21 protein-coding genes are annotated in these 23330 nt (G+C 66.0%); 9 read left to right on the plus strand and 12 right to left on the minus strand.

What is annotated here, in order from left to right; all coding sequences use genetic code 11:
• The first annotated feature begins 17 nt into the window (after positions 1 to 17).
• From AB3X99_RS19155 to AB3X99_RS19165, 3 genes are all read left to right on the plus strand, one after another.
• Complete coding sequence (locus AB3X99_RS19155; RefSeq protein WP_342950174.1) at positions 18 to 536, plus strand: DUF2778 domain-containing protein; 519 nt, start codon at positions 18 to 20, stop codon at positions 534 to 536.
• On the plus strand, positions 517 to 798 hold the full coding sequence (locus AB3X99_RS19160) for a hypothetical protein (RefSeq protein ID WP_342950173.1): 282 nt from the start codon (positions 517 to 519) through the stop codon (positions 796 to 798). The genes AB3X99_RS19155 and AB3X99_RS19160 overlap by 20 nt, the downstream gene beginning before the upstream one ends.
• Before the next feature lie 187 nt (positions 799 to 985).
• On the plus strand, positions 986 to 1204 hold the full coding sequence (locus AB3X99_RS19165) for a hypothetical protein (RefSeq protein ID WP_028206128.1): 219 nt from the start codon (positions 986 to 988) through the stop codon (positions 1202 to 1204).
• Positions 1205 to 1248: 44 nt separating this feature from the next.
• On the opposite strand, the gene AB3X99_RS19170 is transcribed toward AB3X99_RS19165, so the two are convergent.
• The gene (locus AB3X99_RS19170) at positions 1249 to 3378 is read right to left on the minus strand and encodes a tetratricopeptide repeat protein (RefSeq protein ID WP_368617795.1); all 2130 of its coding nucleotides are present in this window, start codon (positions 3376 to 3378) and stop codon (positions 1249 to 1251) included.
• A gap of 332 nt (positions 3379 to 3710) precedes the next feature.
• Positions 3711 to 4775: an alcohol dehydrogenase gene (locus AB3X99_RS19175; protein ID WP_069266171.1), complete on the minus strand. Its 1065-nt coding sequence runs from the start codon at positions 4773 to 4775 to the stop codon at positions 3711 to 3713.
• A 205-nt stretch (positions 4776 to 4980) separates the two neighbouring features.
• Between AB3X99_RS19175 and AB3X99_RS19180 the strand changes: the two genes are divergently transcribed.
• Positions 4981 to 5397: a MarR family winged helix-turn-helix transcriptional regulator gene (locus tag AB3X99_RS19180; RefSeq protein ID WP_133180547.1), complete on the plus strand. Its 417-nt coding sequence runs from the start codon at positions 4981 to 4983 to the stop codon at positions 5395 to 5397.
• 81 nt (positions 5398 to 5478) lie between these two features.
• On the plus strand, positions 5479 to 5628 hold the full coding sequence (locus tag AB3X99_RS19185) for a hypothetical protein (RefSeq protein ID WP_176732918.1): 150 nt from the start codon (positions 5479 to 5481) through the stop codon (positions 5626 to 5628).
• 51 nt (positions 5629 to 5679) lie between these two features.
• Here the strand turns inward: AB3X99_RS19185 and zwf are convergent, their stop codons facing one another.
• Entirely contained in the window at positions 5680 to 7155 is a 1476-nt protein-coding gene (zwf, locus tag AB3X99_RS19190; protein WP_368617796.1) for a glucose-6-phosphate dehydrogenase, read from the minus strand.
• A 228-nt stretch (positions 7156 to 7383) separates the two neighbouring features.
• Entirely contained in the window at positions 7384 to 8709 is a 1326-nt protein-coding gene (locus AB3X99_RS19195) for an Nramp family divalent metal transporter (protein WP_368617797.1), read from the minus strand.
• Between the two features lie 237 nt (positions 8710 to 8946).
• Here AB3X99_RS19195 and AB3X99_RS19200 point away from each other — a divergent pair, with 237 nt between their 5' ends.
• The 3 genes from AB3X99_RS19200 to AB3X99_RS19210 all read left to right on the plus strand — a co-directional run bounded on the left by AB3X99_RS19200 (position 8947) and on the right by AB3X99_RS19210 (position 12253).
• The gene (locus tag AB3X99_RS19200) at positions 8947 to 9933 is read left to right on the plus strand and encodes a beta-propeller fold lactonase family protein (protein ID WP_342950169.1); all 987 of its coding nucleotides are present in this window, start codon (positions 8947 to 8949) and stop codon (positions 9931 to 9933) included.
• Positions 9934 to 9946: 13 nt separating this feature from the next.
• Positions 9947 to 10954, plus strand: coding sequence for a sterol desaturase family protein (locus AB3X99_RS19205; RefSeq protein WP_342950168.1), 1008 nt, complete (start codon positions 9947 to 9949; stop codon positions 10952 to 10954).
• A 177-nt stretch (positions 10955 to 11131) separates the two neighbouring features.
• Entirely contained in the window at positions 11132 to 12253 is a 1122-nt protein-coding gene (locus AB3X99_RS19210) for a 3-deoxy-7-phosphoheptulonate synthase (RefSeq protein WP_368617798.1), read from the plus strand.
• 5 nt (positions 12254 to 12258) lie between these two features.
• On the opposite strand, the gene AB3X99_RS19215 is transcribed toward AB3X99_RS19210, so the two are convergent.
• From AB3X99_RS19215 to dbpA, 6 genes are all read right to left on the minus strand, one after another.
• On the minus strand, positions 12259 to 12906 hold the full coding sequence (locus AB3X99_RS19215) for a DUF2894 domain-containing protein (protein ID WP_368617799.1): 648 nt from the start codon (positions 12904 to 12906) through the stop codon (positions 12259 to 12261).
• On the minus strand, positions 12896 to 13543 hold the full coding sequence (locus AB3X99_RS19220; RefSeq protein ID WP_368617800.1) for an OmpA family protein: 648 nt from the start codon (positions 13541 to 13543) through the stop codon (positions 12896 to 12898). Before AB3X99_RS19220 ends, AB3X99_RS19215 begins: the two co-directional genes overlap by 11 nt.
• A complete protein-coding gene (locus AB3X99_RS19225) occupies positions 13540 to 16158 on the minus strand; it encodes a DUF802 domain-containing protein (protein WP_368617801.1) in 2619 nt (872 codons plus the stop codon). The genes AB3X99_RS19220 and AB3X99_RS19225 overlap by 4 nt, the downstream gene beginning before the upstream one ends.
• A gap of 22 nt (positions 16159 to 16180) precedes the next feature.
• Positions 16181 to 16891: a DUF3348 domain-containing protein gene (locus AB3X99_RS19230; protein ID WP_368617802.1), complete on the minus strand. Its 711-nt coding sequence runs from the start codon at positions 16889 to 16891 to the stop codon at positions 16181 to 16183.
• A gap of 164 nt (positions 16892 to 17055) precedes the next feature.
• Positions 17056 to 17706 (minus strand): DsbA family oxidoreductase, encoded by a 651-nt coding sequence (locus tag AB3X99_RS19235; RefSeq protein WP_069266005.1) that lies wholly within the window; start codon positions 17704 to 17706, stop codon positions 17056 to 17058.
• Positions 17707 to 17801: 95 nt separating this feature from the next.
• Complete coding sequence (gene dbpA / locus AB3X99_RS19240; RefSeq protein ID WP_069266004.1) at positions 17802 to 19208, minus strand: ATP-dependent RNA helicase DbpA; 1407 nt, start codon at positions 19206 to 19208, stop codon at positions 17802 to 17804.
• Between the two features lie 596 nt (positions 19209 to 19804).
• Here dbpA and AB3X99_RS19245 point away from each other — a divergent pair.
• Positions 19805 to 20959, plus strand: coding sequence for a porin (locus AB3X99_RS19245; protein WP_069266003.1), 1155 nt, complete (start codon positions 19805 to 19807; stop codon positions 20957 to 20959).
• 194 nt (positions 20960 to 21153) lie between these two features.
• Here AB3X99_RS19245 and AB3X99_RS19250 read toward each other — a convergent pair whose 3' ends face one another.
• Together AB3X99_RS19250 and AB3X99_RS19255 are read right to left on the minus strand one after the other, a co-directional pair.
• Positions 21154 to 22425, minus strand: coding sequence for an MFS transporter (locus tag AB3X99_RS19250; protein ID WP_342950160.1), 1272 nt, complete (start codon positions 22423 to 22425; stop codon positions 21154 to 21156).
• 61 nt (positions 22426 to 22486) lie between these two features.
• Positions 22487 to 23296 carry a siderophore-interacting protein gene (locus AB3X99_RS19255; RefSeq protein WP_069269396.1) on the minus strand — a complete coding sequence of 270 codons (810 nt, stop codon included), beginning with the start codon at positions 23294 to 23296 and terminating at the stop codon, positions 22487 to 22489.
• Positions 23297 to 23330: the final 34 nt, after the last annotated feature.

Genomic DNA, 23330 nt, shown 5'->3' on the forward strand with positions numbered 1-23330 from the left:
ATTGGGAGAAGCGTCAAATGGCCCTGCAAGGAAAATTCTTCGTGAACAACGCGCCTTTCTCACCTTTGGCGATTTGCGGAGTCGGAACGTTTAGTGCGTTCTCGGGTAACGGTATATATCGCAATCAGGGAGGGTGTACAGCAATTCCGGACAACGGTCCGATCCCTTCCGGTCGATACTGGATAGTGGACCGACCTAAAGGTGGTATCGGGTCGCAGGCCTGGACCTGGACGAAAGACGCGTGGAATACCGTCACTGGTATCCCTTCCCATCATTCGGAGTGGTTCGCGCTCTACCGCGACGACGGAAAGATTGACGATTTCACGTGGGTTAAAGGCGTAGAGCGCGGACACTTCCGCTTGCATCCGGCTGGAGGCCGCGGTATCTCGTTAGGCTGCATCACCTTGCCGAGTTATGCCGATTTCGCGAGGATCCGGCAGGCTCTGTTGCACACGCCTGCCGTCTCGGCTCGTGACTCGGGACTTCGCGCGTATGGAACCATCGAGGTAATAGCATATGGCGACACTTGCCCGTAGGCTCGCTAAAGCGACATTGTTCGTCGGATTGTTTTTGCTTTCCGTTCGCTACGTCCATACGTATCCGCTGCGGATGCCTGAGAGCCAGCTTTCCATGTGGCTATCTGTTTCAAACCGCATGGGTATCCGGGATCCGGACGATCTCTACATTCCAGTGATGCTAATTGCAGAACTCGTCGTTACGCTTTTTCTATATGCGACGATCGTCAAATTCTGGCGCTACTACTGGACAAAGCGCCGGGGCATGACGGCCCGAGGCTAACCGTAATGCCGTCGGAGTGCGATGTTGGTGAGCGGAGCGTCGAGCGCTGTGATCTGCTCAGGTTCGAGCGGCGCTGTCCATGCAAATGTCTATTGTGGCGCGGGTCAATCGCCTGGCATCTCTGAGAGTAAAATACCCACCATCCGCACTCCGGATCGAGACGCTTTCGTTTTCCGCCACCGCCGCCATGAACCCGTCACCCGAGAATAAACCCGCGCGCAAGCAGCCGCCCACGTGGCTGCTGAACACCCTCACTGCGCTCGTGGGCGTACTCACGCTCGCGCTGGGTATCGGCTGGATCGTCTACAAGTGGGTCGTCGATCTGGAGATTCCGTACTTCGCCATTCCGCTCGTCATGTGCGTGCCGGTGATCGCCGCCGTGGCGTTCCGCAACATCTGGGATTGAGGCGCGCGAGCGCCTCCCTCATCCCCCCGAAATCCCGCGCATTTTCAAACGCCGAAGCGCTCCGCGCACGCCGCGCGCACGCGCTCCACAACAGCGCTCCACGCCTCGTTCATGCGCTGGCGGAACAGGCGCATCGTGCCCGGATACCACGGCGAGTCTTCGCGCTCGTGCATCCAGCGCCAGTCGAGGTCGTACTGCGGCAGCAGCACCCAGCACGGTTTGCCGAGGGACGCCGTCAGATGCGCCGTGGACGTATCCACGCAAATCACGAGATCGAGCTGCGCGATGATCGCCGCGGTATCGACGAAATCGCGCACGTCGGTGCCGAGGTGGAGCAGCGGCAGGCTCGCGGGCGGATTCTGCGCCTCGTCTTCTCCCTGACCTTTTTGCAGGCTCACGAACTGCACGCCCGGCAGGTTCCAGAGCGGGGCGAGCGCGGCCAGCGAGGGCAGCGAGCGGTGCGCGTCGTTGAAATGCTTCGGATTGCCCTTCCAGATGATGCCGATGCGCGGGCCCGGCGCGAGCGTGGCGAGGCGCGCCCTCCAGTGATCGACGAGCGCGGGCTCGGGCGTATAGATGAGCGGCGCGGGGATGGTCTCCAGCGTCGTGCCCAGGCGATGGGGCACGCTGATCGGGCTCACCCAGTAGTCGAACTGGCCGGCTGCCGCTGCGCCGGCTTCATGGCCCAGCACGGCGTCGATGCCGTCCACGCTGCGAAAGAGCCGCTGCAGGGGCGGCTGGCAGGCGAACGCGACGTGCGTCGCGCCCTGTTCCTTGAGCAGGCGCGCGTAGCGCCCGAATTGCAGCATGTCGCCGAGGCCGTCCTCCTGCCATAGCAGCAGCGATTTGCCGGCGAGCGGCTCGCCTTGCCAGGCGGGACACTGGAGCAGACGTTGCGTCGCGTGATGCACGAAGCCGGGCATGGTGTAGCGGCATTCGTAGCGCGAGAAGCCTTCTTCGAAGCGGCCCATGCTGATGAGTAGCGTGGCGAGGCGGAACTTCGCGTCGCCGTATTCCGGGTTCGCGTCGAGCGCGCGGCGGTAGCCGGCCTCGGCTTCGTCGAGCCGGCCGTATTCCTTGTGCAGGCTCGCGATATTGAAGTGCGCCTCGGCGAAATCGGGCCGCACGGCGATGGCTTCCTGGAGCACGTCGAGCGCTTCGGCGCGGCGCCCGAGCGCCATCAGCACACAGGCGAGATTGTTATAAGCCTCGACGCGGCTCGGCAGGCGGCGCAGCGTCTCGCGATACGCCGCTTCGGCCTCGGGCATCCGTTCGAGCGTATGCAGCGCGACGCCGAGGTTGTACTGCGCTTCGGCGTGATTCGGCGCGAGTGCGAGCGTCTGGCGAAAAGCCGTCTCCGCCTCGGTTACACGCTCGAGGTCGGTGAGCACGCAACCCAGGTTGTTCAGCGCATCGACGAAATTGGGGCGAATCTGCAGCGCGAGGCGCACCGCGAGTTCCGCTTCGGCGAGCTTGCCGGACGCCTTGAGCAGCGTGGCGAGATTGTTGAGCGCCTCCGGATACTGCGGGTGGATCAGCAGGGCCTGGCGAAAAGCTTCGGCGGCTTCGTCGCCGCGTGCCTGATCCCGCAGCAGTGTGCCCAGCGCGTTGTACGCCTTCGCATGACGCGCATTCGCCGCGACGGCGCCGCGAAACGCGCTTTCGGCTTCTGCGTGGCGGCCTTGTCCCTGCAGCAGGAGGCCGAGGTTGTAGTGGGCGTCGGCGTGATCTGGGCGGTCCACGAGCACGGCGCGAAAGGCGGCTTCCGCTTCGGCGTGGCGCGTCTGGCGCTGCAGGACGACGCCCAGGTTGCTGCGTGCGTCGGCGTCGGCGGGCGTGAGGCTCAGCAGCCGTTCATAGAGCGACTGGGCCTGATCGAGGACGCCGAGCGCCGCAAAGAGTGCGGCGAGGCCGCTGTACGCCTGCTCGAAGTCGGGTTTTGCCGCGAGGCAGCGCTGCCACAACGCCTGGGCGCGCGCCGCGTCGCCCGTACCCATGGCGCTCAGGGCCGCGAGATGGAGCGCCGGCGCGAGCGCGGCGTCGTCCATTGCATCGGGTTGGCCGCCGACATGCGGTTCGAGCAACGCGAGTGCGTCGGCGAAGCGATGCGCTTCGCAATGCGCATTGGCTTCGCACAGGATGTCGTCGGGGGCGGGCGCGAGGGGCGTCGACATGGTCACAGTGAAAATCGTAAGAGACGGGGCGCGACGCGTGGGCGACACGGACAATGCGGCAGTGTCGAGATTACGACAGCTCGTGCTCAGTCAACGGCGCGAATTGAGCGCATCCGGTGCGCTTATTCGGGCGATAAGCGCATCCGGCCCGCAAAAGCTTGCAGGTGGCTTGCAAAATGGAGCGAGCGCAGGGGTAGGCCGTAAGGGAGCGTTCGGGGCGCTTGCGCGCGCGGAAGGGGAATCGACGCCGTGGGCCGATCTCCCCGGTTGATTCGAATTCCGAACGATTTGCTATCGCGCGCGCCGAACCAGGCCGCGCGCGATGAAATGCATCAGGGCACCAGTATTTGCCGCCCGACCACCTTGCCCTGCACGAGCGCTTCGAACGCCGCGTTGATTTCCGTGAGCGGCCGCGTGGAGACGGGCGAGGGCTGCATCTTGCCTTCGCGCATCAGCGTCACGAGTTCGCGCAACTCGGGCAGCGTGCCCACGTAGCTGCCCTCGATCCTCAGCGGCCGCATCGGGATGACGGGCAGCGAGAGCGTGAGGTCGCCGCCCATCAGCCCGACGATCACCACGTGGCCGCCGCGCGCGCAGGAGTCGAGCGCGAGCTTGACGGTGGGCGTCGCGCCGACGAGGTCGAGCACCGCGCGTGCGCCGCCGCCCGTTGCCGCGATAATTTGCTGCACGGCGTCGTCCGCGCGCGCATCGATTGCCGCGAGCGCGCCCGCCGCAAGCGCGGCTTCGCGCTTCGCGGGGTCCACGTCCACGACGATCGCGCCCTGTGCGCCCATCGCCTTGAGCACTTCGAGCGCCATCATGCCGAGGCCGCCCGCGCCGATCACGACCACGGGGCCTTCATGGATGCGCGCGCCGAACTTCTTCACCGCCGAATACGTCGTCACGCCCGCGCAGGCGAGCGGCGCGGCCTTGACGGGATCGAGGCCGGCGAGATCCACGAGATAGCGCGGATGCGGCACGATCACGTAATCGGCAAAGCCGCCGTCGCGCAGCACGCCAAGCGATTGCGGCTTCGCGCAGATGTTCTCTTCGCCGCGCTCGCAGGCCGCGCATGCGCCGCAGCCGATCCACGGATGCACCACTACCGACGTGCCCGCCGCGAGCGCTTCCGGTGCGCCTTGCGCGTCGGGGCCGAGCGCCGCAACCTCGCCGCAGATTTCATGACTCGGCGTGAGCGGCAGCTTGATGCCGCGGTCGGCGAGCGAGAGCTTCTTGCCGCCGCCCAGGTCGTAATAGCCCTCCCAGATGTGCAGATCGGAGTGGCACAGGCCCGCGGCCTTCACACGCAGCAATACCTCGGTGCCCTTGGGTTCGGGCACGTCGCGCTCGACCAGTTCGAGCGGCTTGCCGTGATGGATAACGCAGTAACAGCGCATTTGCATCGATGTCTCCGTGAGTGTTGTATACGGCGGCCATGCCCGGCCAGACGATTGCGGCGTCTTTGCATCATAGCCGATGCCGTCTAAATTCGTCCGATCGTTCTATTTTCTGCTGCTGCGCGCTTTGATTTGTCAGAAGGCCCGGCACATGCGTTCGGAGTAGATCGTTGCATAGCTAACTATATTCGGTTATCCTGTGTGCATGTTCGATCATTGCCTTTACTTCAACACCACGGCGCTCGCGCGGCGCCTCGAGCGCGAATGGGCGCAAGCCTTCGAGTGCTTCGAGCTCACGCCGCCGCAGGGTTTCATGCTGCGCGCCGTGCTGGAGCGTCCCGGTTTGCCGCAGCGCGAACTGGCCGATCTGCTCTCCATCGCGCGCCCCACGGCCACGCGCGTGCTCGACGGCTTGGAGGCGCGCGGCTACGTTGAGCGCCAGCGCACGGATGGCGACGGCCGCGAAGTGGCGATCGTGCCCACGGCCCAGGCCATCGCGATTCGCGAAGCGCTCAATGCGGCGAGCGCGACGGTCGCGAGCCGCCTGAAGCGCACGCTCGGCGGGGAGGCGTTCGTGGATACGGTGTCGCGTCTGCGCACGGCGCGGGCCACGTTGGGCTGATGTCGGGCTGCAAACGTGCGGCACGCGTCATGCGCCGCCACGCTTCATTCAAAAGGGCATTAAAGAGTAGGGAGTGGCATCATGCGGCGCATTGGCGCTTTCTGTATTTCAACGTGGCTTGCGGCCGCGGTTCTTTTTCTCGGCCGCCATTCGGTGCCGTTGATGGCGCTCAGCGGTGTGATCGTATTTGCCGGCTTCGATCTTTTTCGTCCGGATTCGGGCGACCGGTAAAGCCGTGCTGCGAGCGCCCCGCATGATGCGCGGCGCTCGCGGTCCTTCACATTACATCTCTTCGGCCCACGACATGTTCTCGCGCGCGAGCAGCGCCGACGATGCCGCCGGCCCGAACGTGCCCGCCGTGTAAGTGCGCGGGCGGTCGTTCAGCTCCTTCCAGCCGTCGAGAATCGGCTCGACCCACGTCCATGCGGCTTCCAGTTCGTCGCGACGCATGAAGTGCGTGAGGCGGCCGCGAATCACGTCGATCAGCAGGCGCTCGTAAGCTTCTGCGCGGCGCTCGGGGATGGCCTGCTGCAGGTCGAGATTCAGGCTCACGGGCAGCATGTTCATGCCGCTGCCCGGCTCCTTCGCGAGCATCTGCAGCTGGATCGACTCTTCCGGCTGCAGCTGGATCACGAGGCGGTTGCCGTAATTGCGCGGGCCGCTCGGGAAGATGGAGAACGGCAGGTCCGCGAATTCGATCACGATTTCCGACTGGCGCTTCTGCATGCGCTTGCCCGTGCGCAGGAAAAACGGCACGTTGGCCCAACGCCAGTTGTTGATGTGCGCGCGCAGCGCGACGAACGTTTCCGCCTTGCTGTCGGCCGGCACGTTGTCTTCCTGCAGATAACCCTTCACCGGCTGGCCGTCCACGGCGCCTGCCGCGTACTGGCCGCGCACGGTGTCGCGTGCGATATCGGCGAGCGACATGGGGCGCAACGAGCGCAGCACCTTGAGCTTTTCGTCGCGCACGGCGTCCGGGTCGAGCGAGAGGGGCGGTTCCATCGCCACGATGCACAGCAGTTGCAGCAGGTGGTTCTGCACCATGTCGCGCAGCGCGCCGGTGTGATCGTAGAAGCCCGCGCGGCTGCCCACGCCCACCGTTTCCGCCACCGTGATCTGCACGCTGCGGATATACGGCGCTTGCCATAGCGGCCCGAAGATCGGGTTGCCGAAGCGCAGCACCATCAGGTTCTGCACCGTTTCCTTGCCCAGATAGTGGTCGATCCGGTAGATCTGCGATTCGGAGAAGTGCCGGCCCACCGATTCGTTGATCTCCTGCGCCGAGGCGAGATCGTGGCCGAGCGGCTTTTCGAGCACCACACGCGAGCTGCCGTCGATCAGGCCGCCCGCCGTGAGGTTGTCGCAAATCGTCGTGAACAGTTCCGGCGAAGTCGAGAGATAGAACACGCGCAGGGCATGCTCGCGCGACGCCGCCTTCAGGTTCGCGTAATTGACGGGGTCGTTCACGTCGATGATCACGTACTGGAACAGATTCAGATAGCGGTCCCACGCTTGCGCATCGAACGCTTTCGCGTCGATGAACGGACGCGACTGCTCTTCCATGAACTTGCGATAGTCGTCGATCGTCCAGTTCTTGCGGCCCACGGCGATGATGCGCGTTTCCGGCGGCAGGTTGCCGTGCAGGTGCGCCATGTAGAGCGCGGGCAGCAGTTTGCGCGCGGCCAGGTCGCCTCCGCCGCCGAAAATGATCATGTCGACGGGCTGTTCGGGCAAGGCTTGGGCAGGCTGATTCGTCATGGCAGGTCGGAGGTGACGCGCGCTCGGGCAACGTTGTTGAGCACGACCGCTAGCGCGCGGTTACAGAACCCGCACCCGGCGCAAGAGCGGGGTGCGGCGAAAACGCTAATGGTGCATGGTTTCGCGCGAGTTTGCACGCATGGCGCGAACGAGGCGTCGCGCGAGACGCCTGTCGTCGATAAACCGACCGGCCGTTCATGCATCCATCGCCTGGCAGCGAGCCGATCCTTACCCGAGCCCCGGCACCGCCACGCCGAAGGTCGTGAGCACCAGCACGACATTGAGCGAGAGCACCGCGGCCGCGCCCGCCACGGCTGCCGCAGCCGTGAGCGCGCGGTTGCGATGGGACCCCATCACGTCGGCGCGACCCGTGAACCAGACGAGCGCGGCCATCGGGAACGGCAAGGCGAGGCTCAGCACGACCTGGCTCATGACGAGCGCGTCGGTGGCGTTCACGCCCAGCGCCACCACGATGAAACTCGGCACCATCGTCACCGCGCGGCGCAGCCACAGCGGAATGCGAAAGTTCACGAAGCCTTGCATGATCATCTGCCCCGCAAGCGTGCCGACCACCGAGCTCGAAATGCCCGAGGCGATCAGCGAAACGAGGAAGATGCTGGCGGCCGCCGCGCCCAGCAGCGGCGCGAGCGTGCGGTAGGCGGTCTCGATTTCGGCGACATCCGCGTAGCCCTGGTGGAACGCGCCGGAGGCCATCACCACCATCGCCATGTTGATGAGCCCGGCCACCGAAAGCGCGACCACGACCTCGACGTTAGAAAACTTCACGAGGCGCTTGCGCTCGGCGTCGTTGCGCGCAAGCACACGCGCCTGGGTGAGCCCCGAGTGCAGAAAGAGCGCATGCGGCATGACCGTGGCGCCGATGATGCCCACCGCGATCGTCACGGCTTGCGCGTCGGGCAGGCGTGGCGTGGCGAGGTGGCGCAGCAGGGTCTGCCACTCGATCGGCGTAATGAAAAGCTCCAGAACATAGCAAATGCCGATCACGCCCACGAGCGCGCCGATCAGCAATTCGAGCGGCCGGAAGCCCGCGCGCTGTAGAAACAGCAGCGCATAGGTCACGACAGCCGTGACTGCCATGCCCGCGAGCAGCGGCAGACGAAAGAGCAGCGCAAGGCCGATCGCGCCGCCGAGGAATTCGGCGAGATCGGTGGCCATGGCCGCGATCTCGCTCACGCCCCACATGAGCCACACGAGCGGCGCGGGCAGGCTGTCGCGGCACAGCTCGGCGAGATTGCGTCCCGTGGCGATGCCGAGCTTCGCGGAAAGCCCCTGAAACAGCATGGCGATGACGTTGGCGAGCAGCACGACCCAGAGTAGCGCGTAGCCGTAGCGCGCACCGGCCTGGATGTTGGTCGCGATATTGCCGGGGTCGATATACGCCACCGAGATGACCACGGCCGGACCCGCAAGCGGCAGCAGAAGGGCGACGCCGCGGCGGCGTCCTTCGAGCGCTTCGCGTACCGCGGCGGCCGTGTTGCGGGTGAGGCCGTCGGGGGCGCGCTGCACCTCGTCATCGCGGGCGCGATGATCCATGCAACTTCTCGCGCGGGCCGGGGTCAGAAGCCGCAGCCCATCGCTCTGTGGCACGCATCGAGCATGTGTGAATACGTTGAAAGTGCGTCATCGGAATCGGGCCCTCACGCGTTAAGCAGGCAGTGCGCACGCCTGTCTTGGCGCTATCTCAGCACAAACCGGCGCGCCGCGCCTTCGCTGCTCTCTTTCCCTTACGAAATGCCTGAATTCCCGATCTTTTCGTTTACACCGGTCCGTATGAAGAAACCGTTCGCGACTGCGCTGCTGATAAGCGGCCTCGCATGGGGCGCGCTCGCGCACGCCGACGACAAGGTCATCGTGCTCGACTCGGGCGAGGCGAAGCTCTCGCTCATCGACCAGGCAAGCCGCACCGTGGTCGGCACCGAGCCCACGGGCAAGGAACCGCACCACCTGATGATCACGCCCGACGGCAAGTCGCTCATCGTCGCCGATTCGGTGTCGAACGACCTGCTGTTCCTCGATCCGCATACGGGTCAGGTGCAAAGCCGCCTGGAAGGGATCGAAGACCCGTACCAGCTCGGCTTTTCGCCCGACCGTAAATGGTTCGTGACCGCGGGCCTGCGACTCGACCGCGTGGACGTCTATCACTACGACGGCAAGAACCTCACGATCGCCAAGCGCATTCCGCTCGGGAAAACGCCGAGCCACATCACGTTCGCCTCCGACAACAAAACGGCATTCGTTACGCTGCAGGACACGGGCGAAGTGGCCGCCATCGACCTGCCGACGCAAACGGTGCTCTGGAAGCTGCAGGTGGGCACCACGCCCGCGGGTCTGTGGATGACGCCGGGCGACAAGTACCTGCTCGTGGGCATGACGGGTGAGGACAACGTGGCCGTGGTGGACTGGCACAACCGCACGGTCGTGAAAAAGATCCAGACCGGCCGCGGCGCGCATAACTTTCGCAATCTGGACGATGGCAAACATATTGCCGTGTCGAATCGCGTCGAGAGCACGATCAGCATTCTCGACTACACGACGCTCACGAAAGTCGCCGACATCACGGGCCTGCGCCCCGGTCCCGACGACATGGAACTTTCGGCGGACAAGCGTTACCTATGGGTGACGTTCCGTTTCGCGAAGCACGTGGGCATCATCGACCTGAACACGCGCAAGCTGATCGACACGATCGCGGTGGGCCGCTCGCCGCACGGCATCTACTTCGCGAACAGCGCGCCGGTGTACGCGCCGAACCCGGACTGATTGAGGAGTCTCGATGCTCGATACGCTGATTTCGCAGGCCGACAACCTCGTTTCGTGGCTGCAGACGCTCGTCTACGTGGACGTGGTGCAGCCGGTCTTCTACAAGGTCGGCCTGATGGGCTACGACGAGGACACCTATGACGCGCTCTACTGGGTGATCGTCGGCGTGCTGCAGATCTGCGCCTCGTATGTGCTGCTGCGCCCGCTCGAAGCGCTGCGGCCCGCGGAAGACTGGGGCGATCGCCGGGCGCTGCGCGCCGACGTCTGGTACACGTGGATCGCGAAACTCGGCATTCTGAACATCGCGTTCTTCTTCCTGCTCACGCCCGTGTTCAATCACTGGCAGAGCCTGATGGCGATCCACAACATACCGAACATCGAAGTGGATAGCCTCTGGCCCGGCGTGACCGACAAGCCGATCGTGTCGTTCCTCATCTATCTCGTCGTGCTCGATTTCGCGGGCTACTGGTATCACCGATGGCAGCACCGCTTCGGCGTGTGGTGGGAACTGCACGCCGTGCATCACAGCCAGCAGCAGATGTCGCTGTGGTGCGACGATCGCAATCACTTCCTCGACGATATCGTGCAGGCCGCGTTCTTTGCGGGCATCTCGCTCCTTATCGGCGTGCCGCCCGCGCAGTTCGTCGTGCTCGTGGCCGTGAGCAACTTCATGCAGAGCGTGCAGCACGTGAACGCGCGAATCGACTTCGGCTGGCTGCTCGAGCGCATCGTCGTGAGCCCGGCGTTTCATCGCCGCCATCATGCGATCGGCTATGGCCACGAGGGCACGCGCTACGGCTGCAACTTCGGCGTGCTGTTTCCGTGGTGGGACGTGATGTTCCGCACGGCGTCGTGGAACAAGCAGCATGAGCCGACCGGCATTCGCGACCAGTTGCCCGCGCCGTACGGCCGGGGCGCGAACTATGGCGAAGGGCTGCTCGCGCAGCAGTGGTTCGCGCTCGTGCGCATCGCGCGGCGCCTCGCGGGCAAGGGGTATCCGATGGGGGACGCGGCGCGCTGAGCGTTGCGGTGTTCGTTGGGGTTCCTCGTGCGAGGCGGTCTTCGGGCCGCCTCGTTTCGTTTCAGGACGACGTGTCATGCTGTTTCGGGATGCCGGCGGCGCGCCGGATGCGATAATCGCGCGTTCGTCCACCACACATGCATGATGCGCGCGTCAAAAGCGCAGTCGGAGAACATCTTGAGCCGTATCGACAATCCGCAGCACGACCAGGAAGTCGGCGTGGCCGACGCCACCCAGGACACGACCCGCATCGACGACACGCGCATCGGCGCCGTGCGCCCGCTCATCTCGCCCGCGCTGCTGCTCGACGAGCTGCCGGTGCCTCAGGAGACGCAAACGCTCGTCGAAACGAGCCGCAGCGAGATCGCGGATGTGCTCGCGCAGCGCGACGACCGGCTCGTGGTGGTGGTGGGCCCATGTTCGATCCACGACCACGACCAGGCGATCGAATACGCGAAGCTGCTCAAGGCGAAGGCCGATACGCTCGAGGACGACCTGCTGATCGTCATGCGCGTGTACTTCGAGAAGCCGCGCACCACGGTGGGCTGGAAGGGCTATATCAACGACCCGCGTCTGGACGGCAGCTTCCGCATCAACGAGGGCCTGCGCGCCGCGCGCCAGTTGCTGCTCGACATCAACGCGCTCGGTCTGCCCACGGCCACGGAATTCCTCGATCTGCTGAGCCCGCAATTCATTGCCGACCTCGTGGCGTGGGGCGCGATCGGCGCGCGCACGACCGAGAGCCAGAGCCACCGGCAGCTCGCCTCGGGCCTCTCGTGCCCGATCGGCTTCAAGAACGGCACCGACGGCGGCGTGCAGGTCGCCGCCGACGCCATCGTCGCGGCGCGCGCGAGCCACGCGTTCATGGGCATGACGAAGATGGGCATGGCCGCAATCTTCGAAACGCGCGGCAACGACGACTGCCACGTGATCCTGCGCGGCGGCAAGAGCGGCCCGAACTACGATGCGGCTTCCGTGGCGGCATGCTGCGCGGCGCTCGCGAAGGCGGGGCTGCGCGAGCAGGTCATGATCGACTGCTCGCACGCGAACTCGAACAAGGCGCATCAGCGCCAGATCGACGTGGCGCGCGATATCGGCGAGCAGTTGGCGGGCGGCGACAAGCGCATTGTCGGCGTGATGATCGAGAGCCATCTCGAAGAGGGGCGCCAGGACCAGAAGCCGGGCGTTCCGCTCAAGCACGGCGTGTCGATCACCGACGCGTGCATCAGCTGGGCGCAGACGGCGCCGGTGCTCGATGGGCTGGCGCAGGCGGTGCGGGAGCGGCGCAAGGCGGCCTGAGGGCGCTAACGCCCCTTGCGCGAGCCTTTCTTCGCAGACGTTGTTCGCGGCGCCTCCTTGACCGGCGCCGCCACTCCCACACTCGCATTCAGCTGCTCGAGCCACGAAAGCGCATCGGCATAGGCGAGAAATTGCTGCAGATAGCCCGGCGACACTTCTCGCATCAGCGAGAGCGCGCGATGCACGAGGCTGCTCGAATTGAGCGGCCCTGCGTTTCTGGGCACCTGGTCCAGCGACTGCCGCAACTGCTTTTCGGAGCGCACGCGCAACCACGTTTGCCGGAAGTATTCGACCAGTTCCGGGTCCGGCTCGTGCCGCACGCGCGTCGCCGGTTGAGCGGGTTCCGCGCGCACTAGCGAATCGACGAGGCGGCCCAGCTCGCTTCTCGGCGTATCGCCGTCGAACTGGTGCGTGATTTTCGATGTCTCGCGTGCGAGGTCGTCTGAAAAGGCATTAAGTAGTTGTGCGAGTCGCGCGTCGAGGAGCCGGCGCGCTTCACCCGCGTGTGCGGCGGCGCGGCGTTCCAGCGCCTCGATGAAGTGAAAGCGCACCGGGTCGAGCTGATCCGCCCCGCGGGCGCGCCAGGCGTCGAGCAGCGCGCGGGCGGCGGGCGCAGCGGTTCGTTCGACCTCCAGGCCCGCATCATTGAGCATGCTTGCCCTCGCCGACGGTCGGCCGCGGCACCGGCGCAATCTCCACGCGGCGGTTCTTCGCGCGGCCGGCTTCATCCGTGTTGGCGCTCACCGGCTGCTCGGAGCCGAACGCAGCCGCGAACACCGACGACGCGGGAACGCCCGCGTCGATGAACGAGCGCGTGACCGTCAGCGCGCGTTCGGCCGAAAGCTCCCAGTTGTCGGCGAAGCGGCGGTTGCCTGCGTGCACCTGCTGGTCGTCGGCGAAACCGCTCACCATCAGGATTTCGTCGCGGCTCTTCAGATACGCCGTGAGCGGCCCGGCGAGGCTCTTGAGCAGATCGTGGCCTTGCGGCGTCAACTGGTCCGAGTTCAGCGCGAACAGCACGCTGCCGCTAATGCCGATGCGTCCGTTCACGAGCGTCACGCGCCCCGCCGCGAGCGGGCCCGCGAGCGCCTCTTCGAGCGTCTTGCGGCGCTCGGTTTCGGCCTTGCGCTGTTTCACCTCGTTCGCGAGCCGGCTCGACAGTTCGAGCTGCATGCCGACCACACCGACGAGGATCAGCAGGAACGCGCCCAGCAGCACCGACATCAGGTCGGCGAACGCGGGCCAGACCGGCGCAGCGGGGGCCGCGCCGCCGTCGATTTCGTCGCTCATGCCGCATCCACTCCAGCGGTGGCGCGCTGGCTCGCGAGCTGCTGCAGGTTCTCGACGATCTGCTTCTGCGACAGCATGCTCAGGTCGATGACCTCACGCGCCTGCGCCACATAGTAGGCGAGCTGGTCGTCGCTGCGCGCGAGCGACTTGTCGAGCGCGGCTTCGATGCGCTCCAGGTGCGCCACGAGCTTGTCGTTCGATTCGCCGAACACGCTCACGGCCGCGCCGAACGCGTCGCCGAGGCTCGCCACTTCCACGGCGCTGCCGCTGACCTGCGCGGCGATCGCGCCGAGCTTGCCGCTCCCGGCTTCGACGCTCGCGCTGAACTGGCCACCCACGCGCTCGAGCAGATCCGACGACGTGGAGACGAGCGCGTCGATCGCCGAGCGCTGCTCGGTGGAGGCACGGTTCACGGCGTCGAGCAGCGTTTCGAGCGTGGCGAGCAGGCGGTTGCGTTCGTCGAGCATCGCGGTGTCGCGGACCATGCTGTCCGACAGTTTCTGGCGTAGCTCGGCGATGACTTCGGCTGCCGCCTGCGGCGCGGCCGATGCGGCCTGCACGAGGCTGCCGATTTCGGCGATCGTGCTGGCGTTATGGGCCTGCGATTGCGTGGTGATGTCGCTGGCGGCCTGGGCGAGCGTTGCGCAGATTTCCTGCTGGCGCTGCGCGGTGGCCGCGCTCGTGGCTTCCCATTGCGTGCGCAATGCAGCCGACATTGCGGCAAGCGACGCGCTCCATGCTTCGAGGCGTTGCTCGTCGCGCGAGGAGATTTCCGCGTGCAGATTCGCTGCGGCCTTCGGCGCGTCGGCGGCGGCATCGACGAGACGATCGATCTCGGCAATCGTCTTGCTCGCCTGCTGCTGCGATTGCGTAGCGATTTCGTTCGCGGTCTGTGCGAGCGTGGCGCAGATTTCCTGCTGACGTTGCGCGGTGGCGGCGCTCGTCGCTTCCCACTCCGTGCGCAACGTGGCGGCCATCGCCGCGAGCGATGCGGTCCATGTTGCGATGCGCTGATCGTCGCGCGCGGAAATTTCCGCGTGCAGGTTTGCTGCGGCCTTCGGCGCTTGCGAGGCGGCATCGACCAAACGATCGATTTCGGCGATCGTCTTGCTGGCGTGCTGCTGCGCTTGCGCGGCGATGTCGTTCGCGGTTTGCGCGAGCATCGCGCAGATTTCCTGCTGACGCTGCGCCGAAACCGCGCTGGTCGCTTCCCACTCCGTGCGCAAGGTGGCGGCCATCGCCGCGAGCGCTTCGGCCCAGCTTGCGAGCCGCGCTTCGTCGCGCGCGCCGAGCTTCGTCTGCAGGTCCGCATGGGATGCATCGACCGCGCGCAGCAGCGACGCCGAATGCTGCTCGAACGCCGCCGCTGCCGTCGCGAGCGCCTGCTGGTTGCCTGCGGCGAGCTTCTCGCCGGCGCGTTCTTGCTGTTCGAGCGCCGCCTGCCATGCCTGCGACATTGTTCCCGATGCACTTTCGAAGCGCGTCGACACCCCATCGAGCAGGCCCGAGGCGCGTTGCTCGAAGCTTGCGTTGAAGCGCTCCAGGGCGCCGCCCAGGTCGGCGGCAAGCGCCTCGTTGGACTCGCGGTGCTGCGCGAGCGCGCGGTTCCAGATGTCGGCCACGTTCGCCGTCGACGCCTCGAAGCCGCGCGCGAACCCGTCGAGCTGTTGCTGCACGGCCTGCGTGAGCGCGCCCTGCATCGACGCCGATTCGCGCGCGAGGCCCGCCATGGTCGCTTCGACCACGGGCTGCAGCGCCGCGCCCGCGGCGCGTGCGCTTTCGGCGGCGCTCGACTTGAGCGACTGGCCCACGGAAGCCGCAAGGCGGCTCCAGGCGGCTTCGGCGTTGGCGGCAAAGGCCTGTTGGGTCGCGATCTGCTGTTCGTGTTGCGCGGCGCCCTGGCGTTCGATCAGCGTCATCAGCGCGCCCAGCTTGTCGACCAGCGCTGGCATGGCGTCGGCCTGGCGCTGCAGCAGCTTGAACGAGGCTTCGCGCTGATGGGCCGGCGAGAAGGCGCGCAGCGTCGTCGCGATCTTCACGTCGAGCTGTTGCGCGGCTTCGATGCGGTCACGGCGGCAAAGCGCGGAGAGCAGGCCGAGCATGGCGGAGGTGGCCACACCGGCGATCGAGGTGCCGAACGCGAAGCCGAGGCCGTTCACAGGCGCGGCGAGCGAGGCGCGGATGGCGTCGAGGTCGGTGGCGCTTTCCAGCGCCGCGCCCGTGCCCTTGAGCGTGACGACCATGCCGAGCAGCGTGCCGAGCATGCCGAGCAGCACGAGCAGGCCCGTGAGGTAGGGCGCGAGCGCCGGGCCCGGCAGGGCCACGCGCTCGCCTTCGATACGCGCGCGCACGGCGTTGCGCAGGCCCGGATGCAGCGTGTCGAGCCAGCCCGCGAGGCGCGCGGGCGGCGTGTTCAGTTGCGCGATGGCCTGGGCGAGCGTGGTCGTGGCCTGGTGGAAGCGATAAAGCTCCCAGGCGCCCGTGACATAGCACGCGCCGATCAACAGCGTGACGGCGCTCGCAAGCGGGTTCGTGACCGCGTAGCCGGCGCCGATCCAGCACACGGCGGCGAGACCGACGACGAAGACAACGGGTTCAATGCGAAAACGGGACATAGCTCGGGACATAGCGTTTGGGTTAGCTGGTGCGAAGGGCGGCAAGCAGCCCCTCCACCGGTTGAAACCGAATCTCAAGTTCGGCGAGCAACACGCTCTGCATATCTTTGCGAAAGCCGGCGAGCCAGGCGTGAGGCGCGCCGCTTTCTCCGGCGGATTCCAACGCGGCCGCTGCGCGCTGCCGCTCGAAATGCGCGCCGAGCAGCGCGGGCACGCCGGCGAGCAGGCTGCGCTCGCGCGCGCCGAGTGCCTGTTCCATCACGGCGTCCACCGTCGCGAGGCGCGCGAGCGCAGGCGCACGGGCGGCCAGCGTGGCGCGCAGACGGGCGCGCAGCGTGGCGATGTCAGTCTCCATCGCCTGCTGCAGGGCGAGGTAGCGCTGGCGGAAATCCGCGAAATCGGCTTCCACATCGGCAGGCTGGCTGGCGGCCTGCGTGCGTCGTCCGTCGCGCCGCGCAGGCGCGCCTTCGCCCACGATGGCCTTTCTCAGCGTCGCGCGCACGCGCTCGCTCTGGCTTTGTTCGGCGCTGGCGCCTATGCGCGTGGCTGGCTCGCCGCCCGGCGTCTGGACGCTCAGCGCCGTCGAAAGCGCGATCGCGTCCGTCCAGCCGAGCCACTGGCTCAGATGGTCCGAGATCGATTGCCGGGATTCGGGCACTTCGGCGTCGCCGAAGCGGGCAAGTAAGCGAACGAGCGTCGGGCCGCTCAACGCGAGGCGCTGCGGGGCTAGCACTTTTCCACCTGGGCAAAAAACCCGCTAGTTTACACGCCCGCGAGGGGGCGGCCGGCATCGGCCGTCTGCCGGGCGTCTGAATGTGATGGCGCAGCGGGCCGTGAAAGCGGGGCGCCCGCGGGCGCGAGGCCGCGCCACACGGGGGCTTCAGGCGCCTGAGCGGTTCAGGCCTTGGCGCTCTCGGCCAGGATCTGCTGGATCGCCTGCTCGAAGGTTTCGACGGGCTGGCCGCCGCTGACCAGATACTGCTGGTTGAAGACGATCGCCGGCACGGACTGGACACCGGCCGCCTGGTATTCGTGCTCTTCTGCATGCACCTCGTCGGCATACTGGCCGCTTTCCAGGACTGCACGCGCTTTATCTGCGTCGAGCCCCACGGACTGCGCCGCCGCGACGAGCACCGCGTGGTCGCTCGTGTCCTTGCCCTCGCCGTGATACGCGCGCAGCAGCGCGAGCTTGAGCGGCAGCTGCTTGCCTTCGATGCCGGCCCAGTGCAGCAGACGATGCGCGTCGAAGGTGTTGTAGATGCGCTCGCGCGGCCCGAACGTGAAGCCGACGCTCGCGCCGCGCTCGCGGATCATGTCCTGCGTCTCGGCGATCTGCTCGGGCGTTCGGCCGTACTTCTTGCCGAGATACTCGAGCACGGATTCGCCGCCCGGGCCCATCTGCGGATTCAGTTCGAAGGGGTGCACGACGATCTGTGCGTCGACGGTGTCGCGCAGCCGTTCGAGCGCGAGGTTCAGCGAAGAGAGGCCGATTGCGCACCACGGGCACGCGATGTCGGAGACGAAATCGATTCTGAGCGGTTGTTTCATGGCTTTCCTGATCCGGTTGAACGCCGGGCAACTGAGGCGCGGTGCAGCGGGGGTGCGCAAGCAGCGTGCGCACCCGGCGCGGATGATTCGTCAGTTCATTCGTCCATCATACGGGCTTTGACCTTCTTGCCCTTGACCTTGCCCGCGTTGAGCTTGCGCAGCGCGTCGCGCGCGATGCTGCGCTCCACGGCCACGTAGGTCGAAAAGTCTGTCACGTTGATCTTGCCGATCTGCGAGCCGCTGAAGCCGGCTTCGCCGGTGAGCGCGCCCAGCACGTCGCCGGGGCGGATCTTCTCCTTGCGGCCGCCAAGGATCTGCAGCGTTTCCATCGGCGGCAACAGCGGCTCGTTGCTGGCGGGCTTCAGTTCTGCGAGCGGGCTCCACTCGACTTCGCGCTTGAGCGCCTGCTCGATGCCGCCCACGCGGCCCATCTCGTCCATGCTCGCGAGGCTGAGCGCCCAGCCGTCCTGGTCGGCGCGGCCCGTGCGGCCGATACGGTGCACGTACACCTCCGGGTCGGGCGTGACGTCCACGTTGATCACGGCTTCCAGCTGCGCGATGTCGAGGCCGCGCGCGGCCACGTCGGTTGCCACGAGCACCGAGCAGCTGCGATTGGCGAACTGGATCAGCACCTGGTCGCGCTCGCGCTGGTCGAGCTCGCCATGCAGCGCGAGCGCGTGAAAGCCCTGCGCGCGCAGCACGTCGAGCAGGTCGCGGCATTGCTGCTTGGTGTTGCAGAACGCGAGCGTGCTCACGGGGCGGTAGTGGTTGAGCAGCATGCCCACGGCGTGCAGACGCTCGTCTTCCGTGACTTCATAGAAGCGCTGGCGGATCTTGCTGTCGTCGTGATGCTCTTCGAGCTTGACTTCCTTCGGGTTCCGAAGGAATTGCTGGCTCAGCTTCGTAATGCCTTCGGGGTAGGTCGCCGAGAAGAGCAGCGTCTGGCGCTCCTTGGGGCATTGGCGCGCCACGGTGGCGATGTCGTCGAAAAAGCCCATGTCGAGCATGCGGTCGGCTTCGTCGAGCACGAGCGTATTGAGCGCGCCGAGCGCGAGGTTGCCGCGCTCCAGATGATCCATGATGCGGCCCGGCGTGCCCACGACGATATGCGCGCCGTGTTCGAGGCTCGCCGCCTGCGGGCGCATGGGCGTGCCGCCGCACAGCGTCAGCACCTTGATGTTCTCTTCCGCGCGTGCGAGACGGCGGATTTCCTGCGTGACCTGGTCGGCCAGTTCGCGCGTGGGGCAGAGGATCATGGCCTGCACATCCTGACGTCGCGGGTCGAGGCGCGAGAGCAGCGCGAGCGAGAACGCCGCCGTTTTGCCGCTGCCGGTCTTGGCCTGGGCGATCAGGTCGTGGCCCGCGAAGGCGATGGGCAGGCTCGCGGCCTGGATCGGCGTCATGTCGACGTAGCCGAGGCGCGTGAGGTTCTCGAGCGTGGCGGGTGCGAGCGGCAACTCGCTGAAGGGCTGGGCTTGCGTAGGAGTGGCTTTGTTTGTCATGACGGGGTCTCGCGCCGGACGGGTGAGGGCGACGCGGCCGTTCGGTAGAAGTGGCGTCGATGCGGGTGGTGCGCGCGCGGTGCGCGCGCGTTCCGGGATTTTAACGGATGCGCGCGCTCGCGCCCGCGCGCGTGCCGCGCGAGGGGGCGCCCACGAGCGCCTCAAAGGACGCCGAAAATCATCGGTTTGATAATCGCGATTTCGCGCAATAATAATCGCCGCATATAGCAATAATGCACGCGCGCGATAAGACTATGATCGTGCTCATAAAGTTTCATCGGCCGCGAAGATTTTAATCTCGCGAAATCGCCTGCAATTAATCCACTTTTCACAATAATCGAATTTCCGCGCTGAAACGGGCGTCGCGTCCTTGCCACACGGCCTATCCCGGCCGATCTGCGCATTACTCCGTATTTCCCATTCGCCACAATGACTTACGGATTATTATTCCGATATTTCCAGATTTAGCAAATAACTGTTACAGCGTTTGCCAAGACGATTTAAAGCCTTTGACACGTAGACTTCGCCCGGGATTGCCGGTGTGGCTCCAATACCCGGAGCCGCGTCAGCGCGGTCTGAATGTCATAAGGAAAGTCATGAAGAATACTTTGATTATCGCGGGCGTCCTCGGCGCATTCGCAGCCTCCGCTCACGCACAAAGCAGCGTTACTCTCTACGGCGCACTGGATGCGGGTATCGTCTACGCGAACAATGCAGGCGGCCACGCCGCATGGAACCAGGGTAGCGGCACCGTCGGCGACACGTACTTCGGCCTGAAGGGCAGCGAAGACCTGGGCGGCGGTCTGCATGCGATCTTCACGTTGGAAAACGGCTTCAACCTGAACAACGGCAAGGACACCGAGAGCGGCACGATGTTCAACCGCCAGGCGTTCGTCGGTCTGCAGAGCGACCGCTTCGGTACGCTGACGCTCGGCCGCCAGTATGACTCGATGGTCGACTACCTGGCACCGCTTTCGGCAACCGGCAGCGGCTACGGCAACAACCTCGCGGCTCACCCGTTCGACAACGACAACCTCGACCACTCGTTCTCGATCAAGAACTCGGTCAAGTACCAGAGCGTCAACTACCAGGGCTTCAAATTTGGCGGCCTGTATGGCTTCAGCAATGACGCCGGCCAGTTCGCGAACAACCGCGCATGGAGCGCAGGCGCATCGTACGGCAACGGCCCGCTGAACTTCTCGGCTGCCTACCTGCAGATCAACAACACGCGCACCGGTAACACGAACGGCGCGAGCTCGGCATCGAACGGCAACAACTTCAACCTGTCGGCTCAAACGCAACGCACGTTCGGCGCAGGCGCGAACTACAACTACGGCCCGGCAACGGTTGGCTTCGTGTGGACGCACACGCAGTACCAGAACCTGATCGCCGGCGGTCAGGGCGGCACGACGTTCTCGATCCCCACGGGCACGAACCTGCACCTCGACAACTTCGAGTTGAACGGCGCCTATGCACTCACGCCGGCTCTCGCCCTGAACGCGTCGTACACGTTCACGGACGGCAAGGTCACGGGTTCGAACGGTTCGGGCGATCCGAAGTGGCACACCGTTTCGCTGACGGCTGACTACTCGCTGTCGAAGCGCACCGACGTCTACGCCGGCGCCGTGTATCAGCACGCTTCGGGCGAACTCGGCGACGCTGGCGCGAACGTTGCGATGATCAACACGCTGTCGCCGTCGACCTCGCAGAACCAGGTCGCCGCAACGGTGGGTCTGCGTCACCGCTTCTAAGCATCGTTGGCTCGCTCCCTCGCGGAGTGACGCAGCGCGGGCACCCGATCGGCCGGTCGGGTCCCGCGCTGCACGCGGGCAAGCTACCCAAGGCCCGCGGTTTCATCCGCTTTCTACCTGAAGCACGACCGGTTCGCGGTGCGTGACGCGCTCATGAGGCGCGCCACGGCTGCGAACCGGTTTTCTTTTGTGGCTCAGAATTTCGCAGCCGCAGCCGCCGGTGCTGCGCTCACAGTTGCGGCGACGTCATTCGACACGTCTTCCGACGCCCCACGCACCCGCGAAACCCACAACACCGCCACGCACGTGAGCGCTGCGGCGATCCAGCCGTTCTGCCCGAAGCCGATGATCGCGCCGTGCGCGCCATTCGTGAGCCACTGGCCGCCCAGCCACGCGCCGATGCCGGTGCCGAGCGCCTGCACCGCGCTGTTGGCGCTCAGGAAGGCGCCGCGCCGCGCGGGCTCGGGAATCGTCGTGAGCAATGCCTGCATCGGCACCATGCGGCCCGACATCGAGATCATGAACAGGGCGAAGAACGCCACGAGTGCGAGGAAAGGCAGCGTGGGCAGATGCGTGACGAACAGCACCGGCACGAGCGAAACGAGCGCCATCACGCGGAACACGCGGCGCTTGCCGTAGCGGTCCGCGAGACGGCCCACCGCGCGCGAGGTCACGAACGTCGCCGCGCCGCCCGCCATATAGAGCCACGAAAGCTGCTGCGGCGCGATGCCGTGATTGCCGACGAGCATCGGCGCGATGAACGGGATCACGAGCATATGGCCGGCCATCATCGTGAAGGTCAGTGCAAAGGCCTTCAGGTGACGCGGCAGCGTGAGCAGTCGCCAGAGGTTCGGCAGCACTTGCGCGAGCGGCGTGCGCTGGCCGAGGTGCTCGGTGAGCGAGGGCACGACGCGCGAGCCCGCGAGCCAGATCGCAACCGAGAGCACGACGAGCAGCATGAACGGCGCGCTCCAGCCGTAATGCGCGCCGAGCAGCACGCCGGCCGGCACGCCCGCGATCGCGGCGATGGAGAATGCCGTCATGATGATGCCCGTGGCCGCGCCGCGCCGCGCCGCGGGAATCACGTCGCTCACGATCGCCATCACGATCGAGCCGAGCACGCCGCCGGTGAGACCCGCGAACGCACGCGCGGCGAGCAGCAGATGAAAGTTCGTGGCGAGCGCGCAGGCGAGATTGGAAAACGCGAAAAGCGCGTAAGTCGCTTGCAGCAGGCGGCGGCGATCGAAGCGGTCGATATACGTCGCAGCAAGGAGTCCTGATAGACCCGAACAGAGCGAATACGCGGAAACGGCCGTCGCGAACGCCGCGGGCGTGATCGCGAACGCGCGCATGATCTGCGGTCCGAGCGGCATCATCACCATGAAATCCATGATGACGGTGAACTGCGTGAGCGCCAGCAGCCAGAGCAGGGTGCGTTCGCGCAGCGATGTGAGAGAAGTGGTCATGTATTGGCTTCGAGCCTGAACGTAAAAAGGCGCGGCAGTATTGCCGCGCCAGCGAGATCGATCAGTCGTCGATCGTTTCGTGGGCCCCCTGCGCGCCGCGGCGCCAGTAGGCGCAAGCGCGAATGCGCTTCTTGTCGACGCCGCGTTCGTTGCACAGATGCGCGCGCACTGCGCGGATCGCCGAGGCTTCGCCGGCAGCCCAGACGTAGCCCTCGCCCGGCGGCAGCCACACTTCGGACACGCCGTCCACGAGCGGGTGCTCCGACTCGCTTTCGTCGCGATAGCACCACGTGGCGTAAAGATCGGCTTCGGTGGGCAGCTCGATGCGGGCCGCGCGATTCGCCACTTCGACGACCACGGCTACACGCGCGCCGGCCGGCAGCTCCGTTAGGCGCCGCTGAATGGCGGGCAGCGCCGTTTCGTCGCCGATCAGCAGATGCCAGTCGAAGCCCGTGGGAATCACCATGGAGCCGCGCGGGCCGCCCACGCCGAGATACTGGCCGGCCTGCGCCTGTGCCGCCCATGCCGTTGCCGGGCCGGCTTCGTGCAGCGCGAATTCCAGATCGAGTTCGTTGGTTTGCGTATCGAAGCGGCGCGGCGTGTAATCGCGCGCGGCAGGGCGCTCGACGCCTTCGGGGAACACGATGCCGTCAGGGCCAAAAGTTGGTAGTACTGGCTTTTCTTCACCGGCGGCGGGAAAGAATACCTTGATGTGATCGTCGAACGACGCCGAGACGAAGTCGCTCAGATCACCCGTGAGCGTCACGCGGACGAGCGAGGGCGAGAGCGCCGTGACGCGCGCCACACGCAACAGTCGGAACTTCAGCGGGTGACGCACACGGACGACTTCGAGTTGGGACGGGTTCTGCATGTATGGCTCCGATGATGTTGGGGTGGCGCGGCGT

Origin of the sequence: Paraburkholderia sp. BR10882, assembly GCF_040948855.1 — a bacterium.
GTDB lineage: Bacteria > Pseudomonadota > Gammaproteobacteria > Burkholderiales > Burkholderiaceae > Paraburkholderia > Paraburkholderia nodosa_A.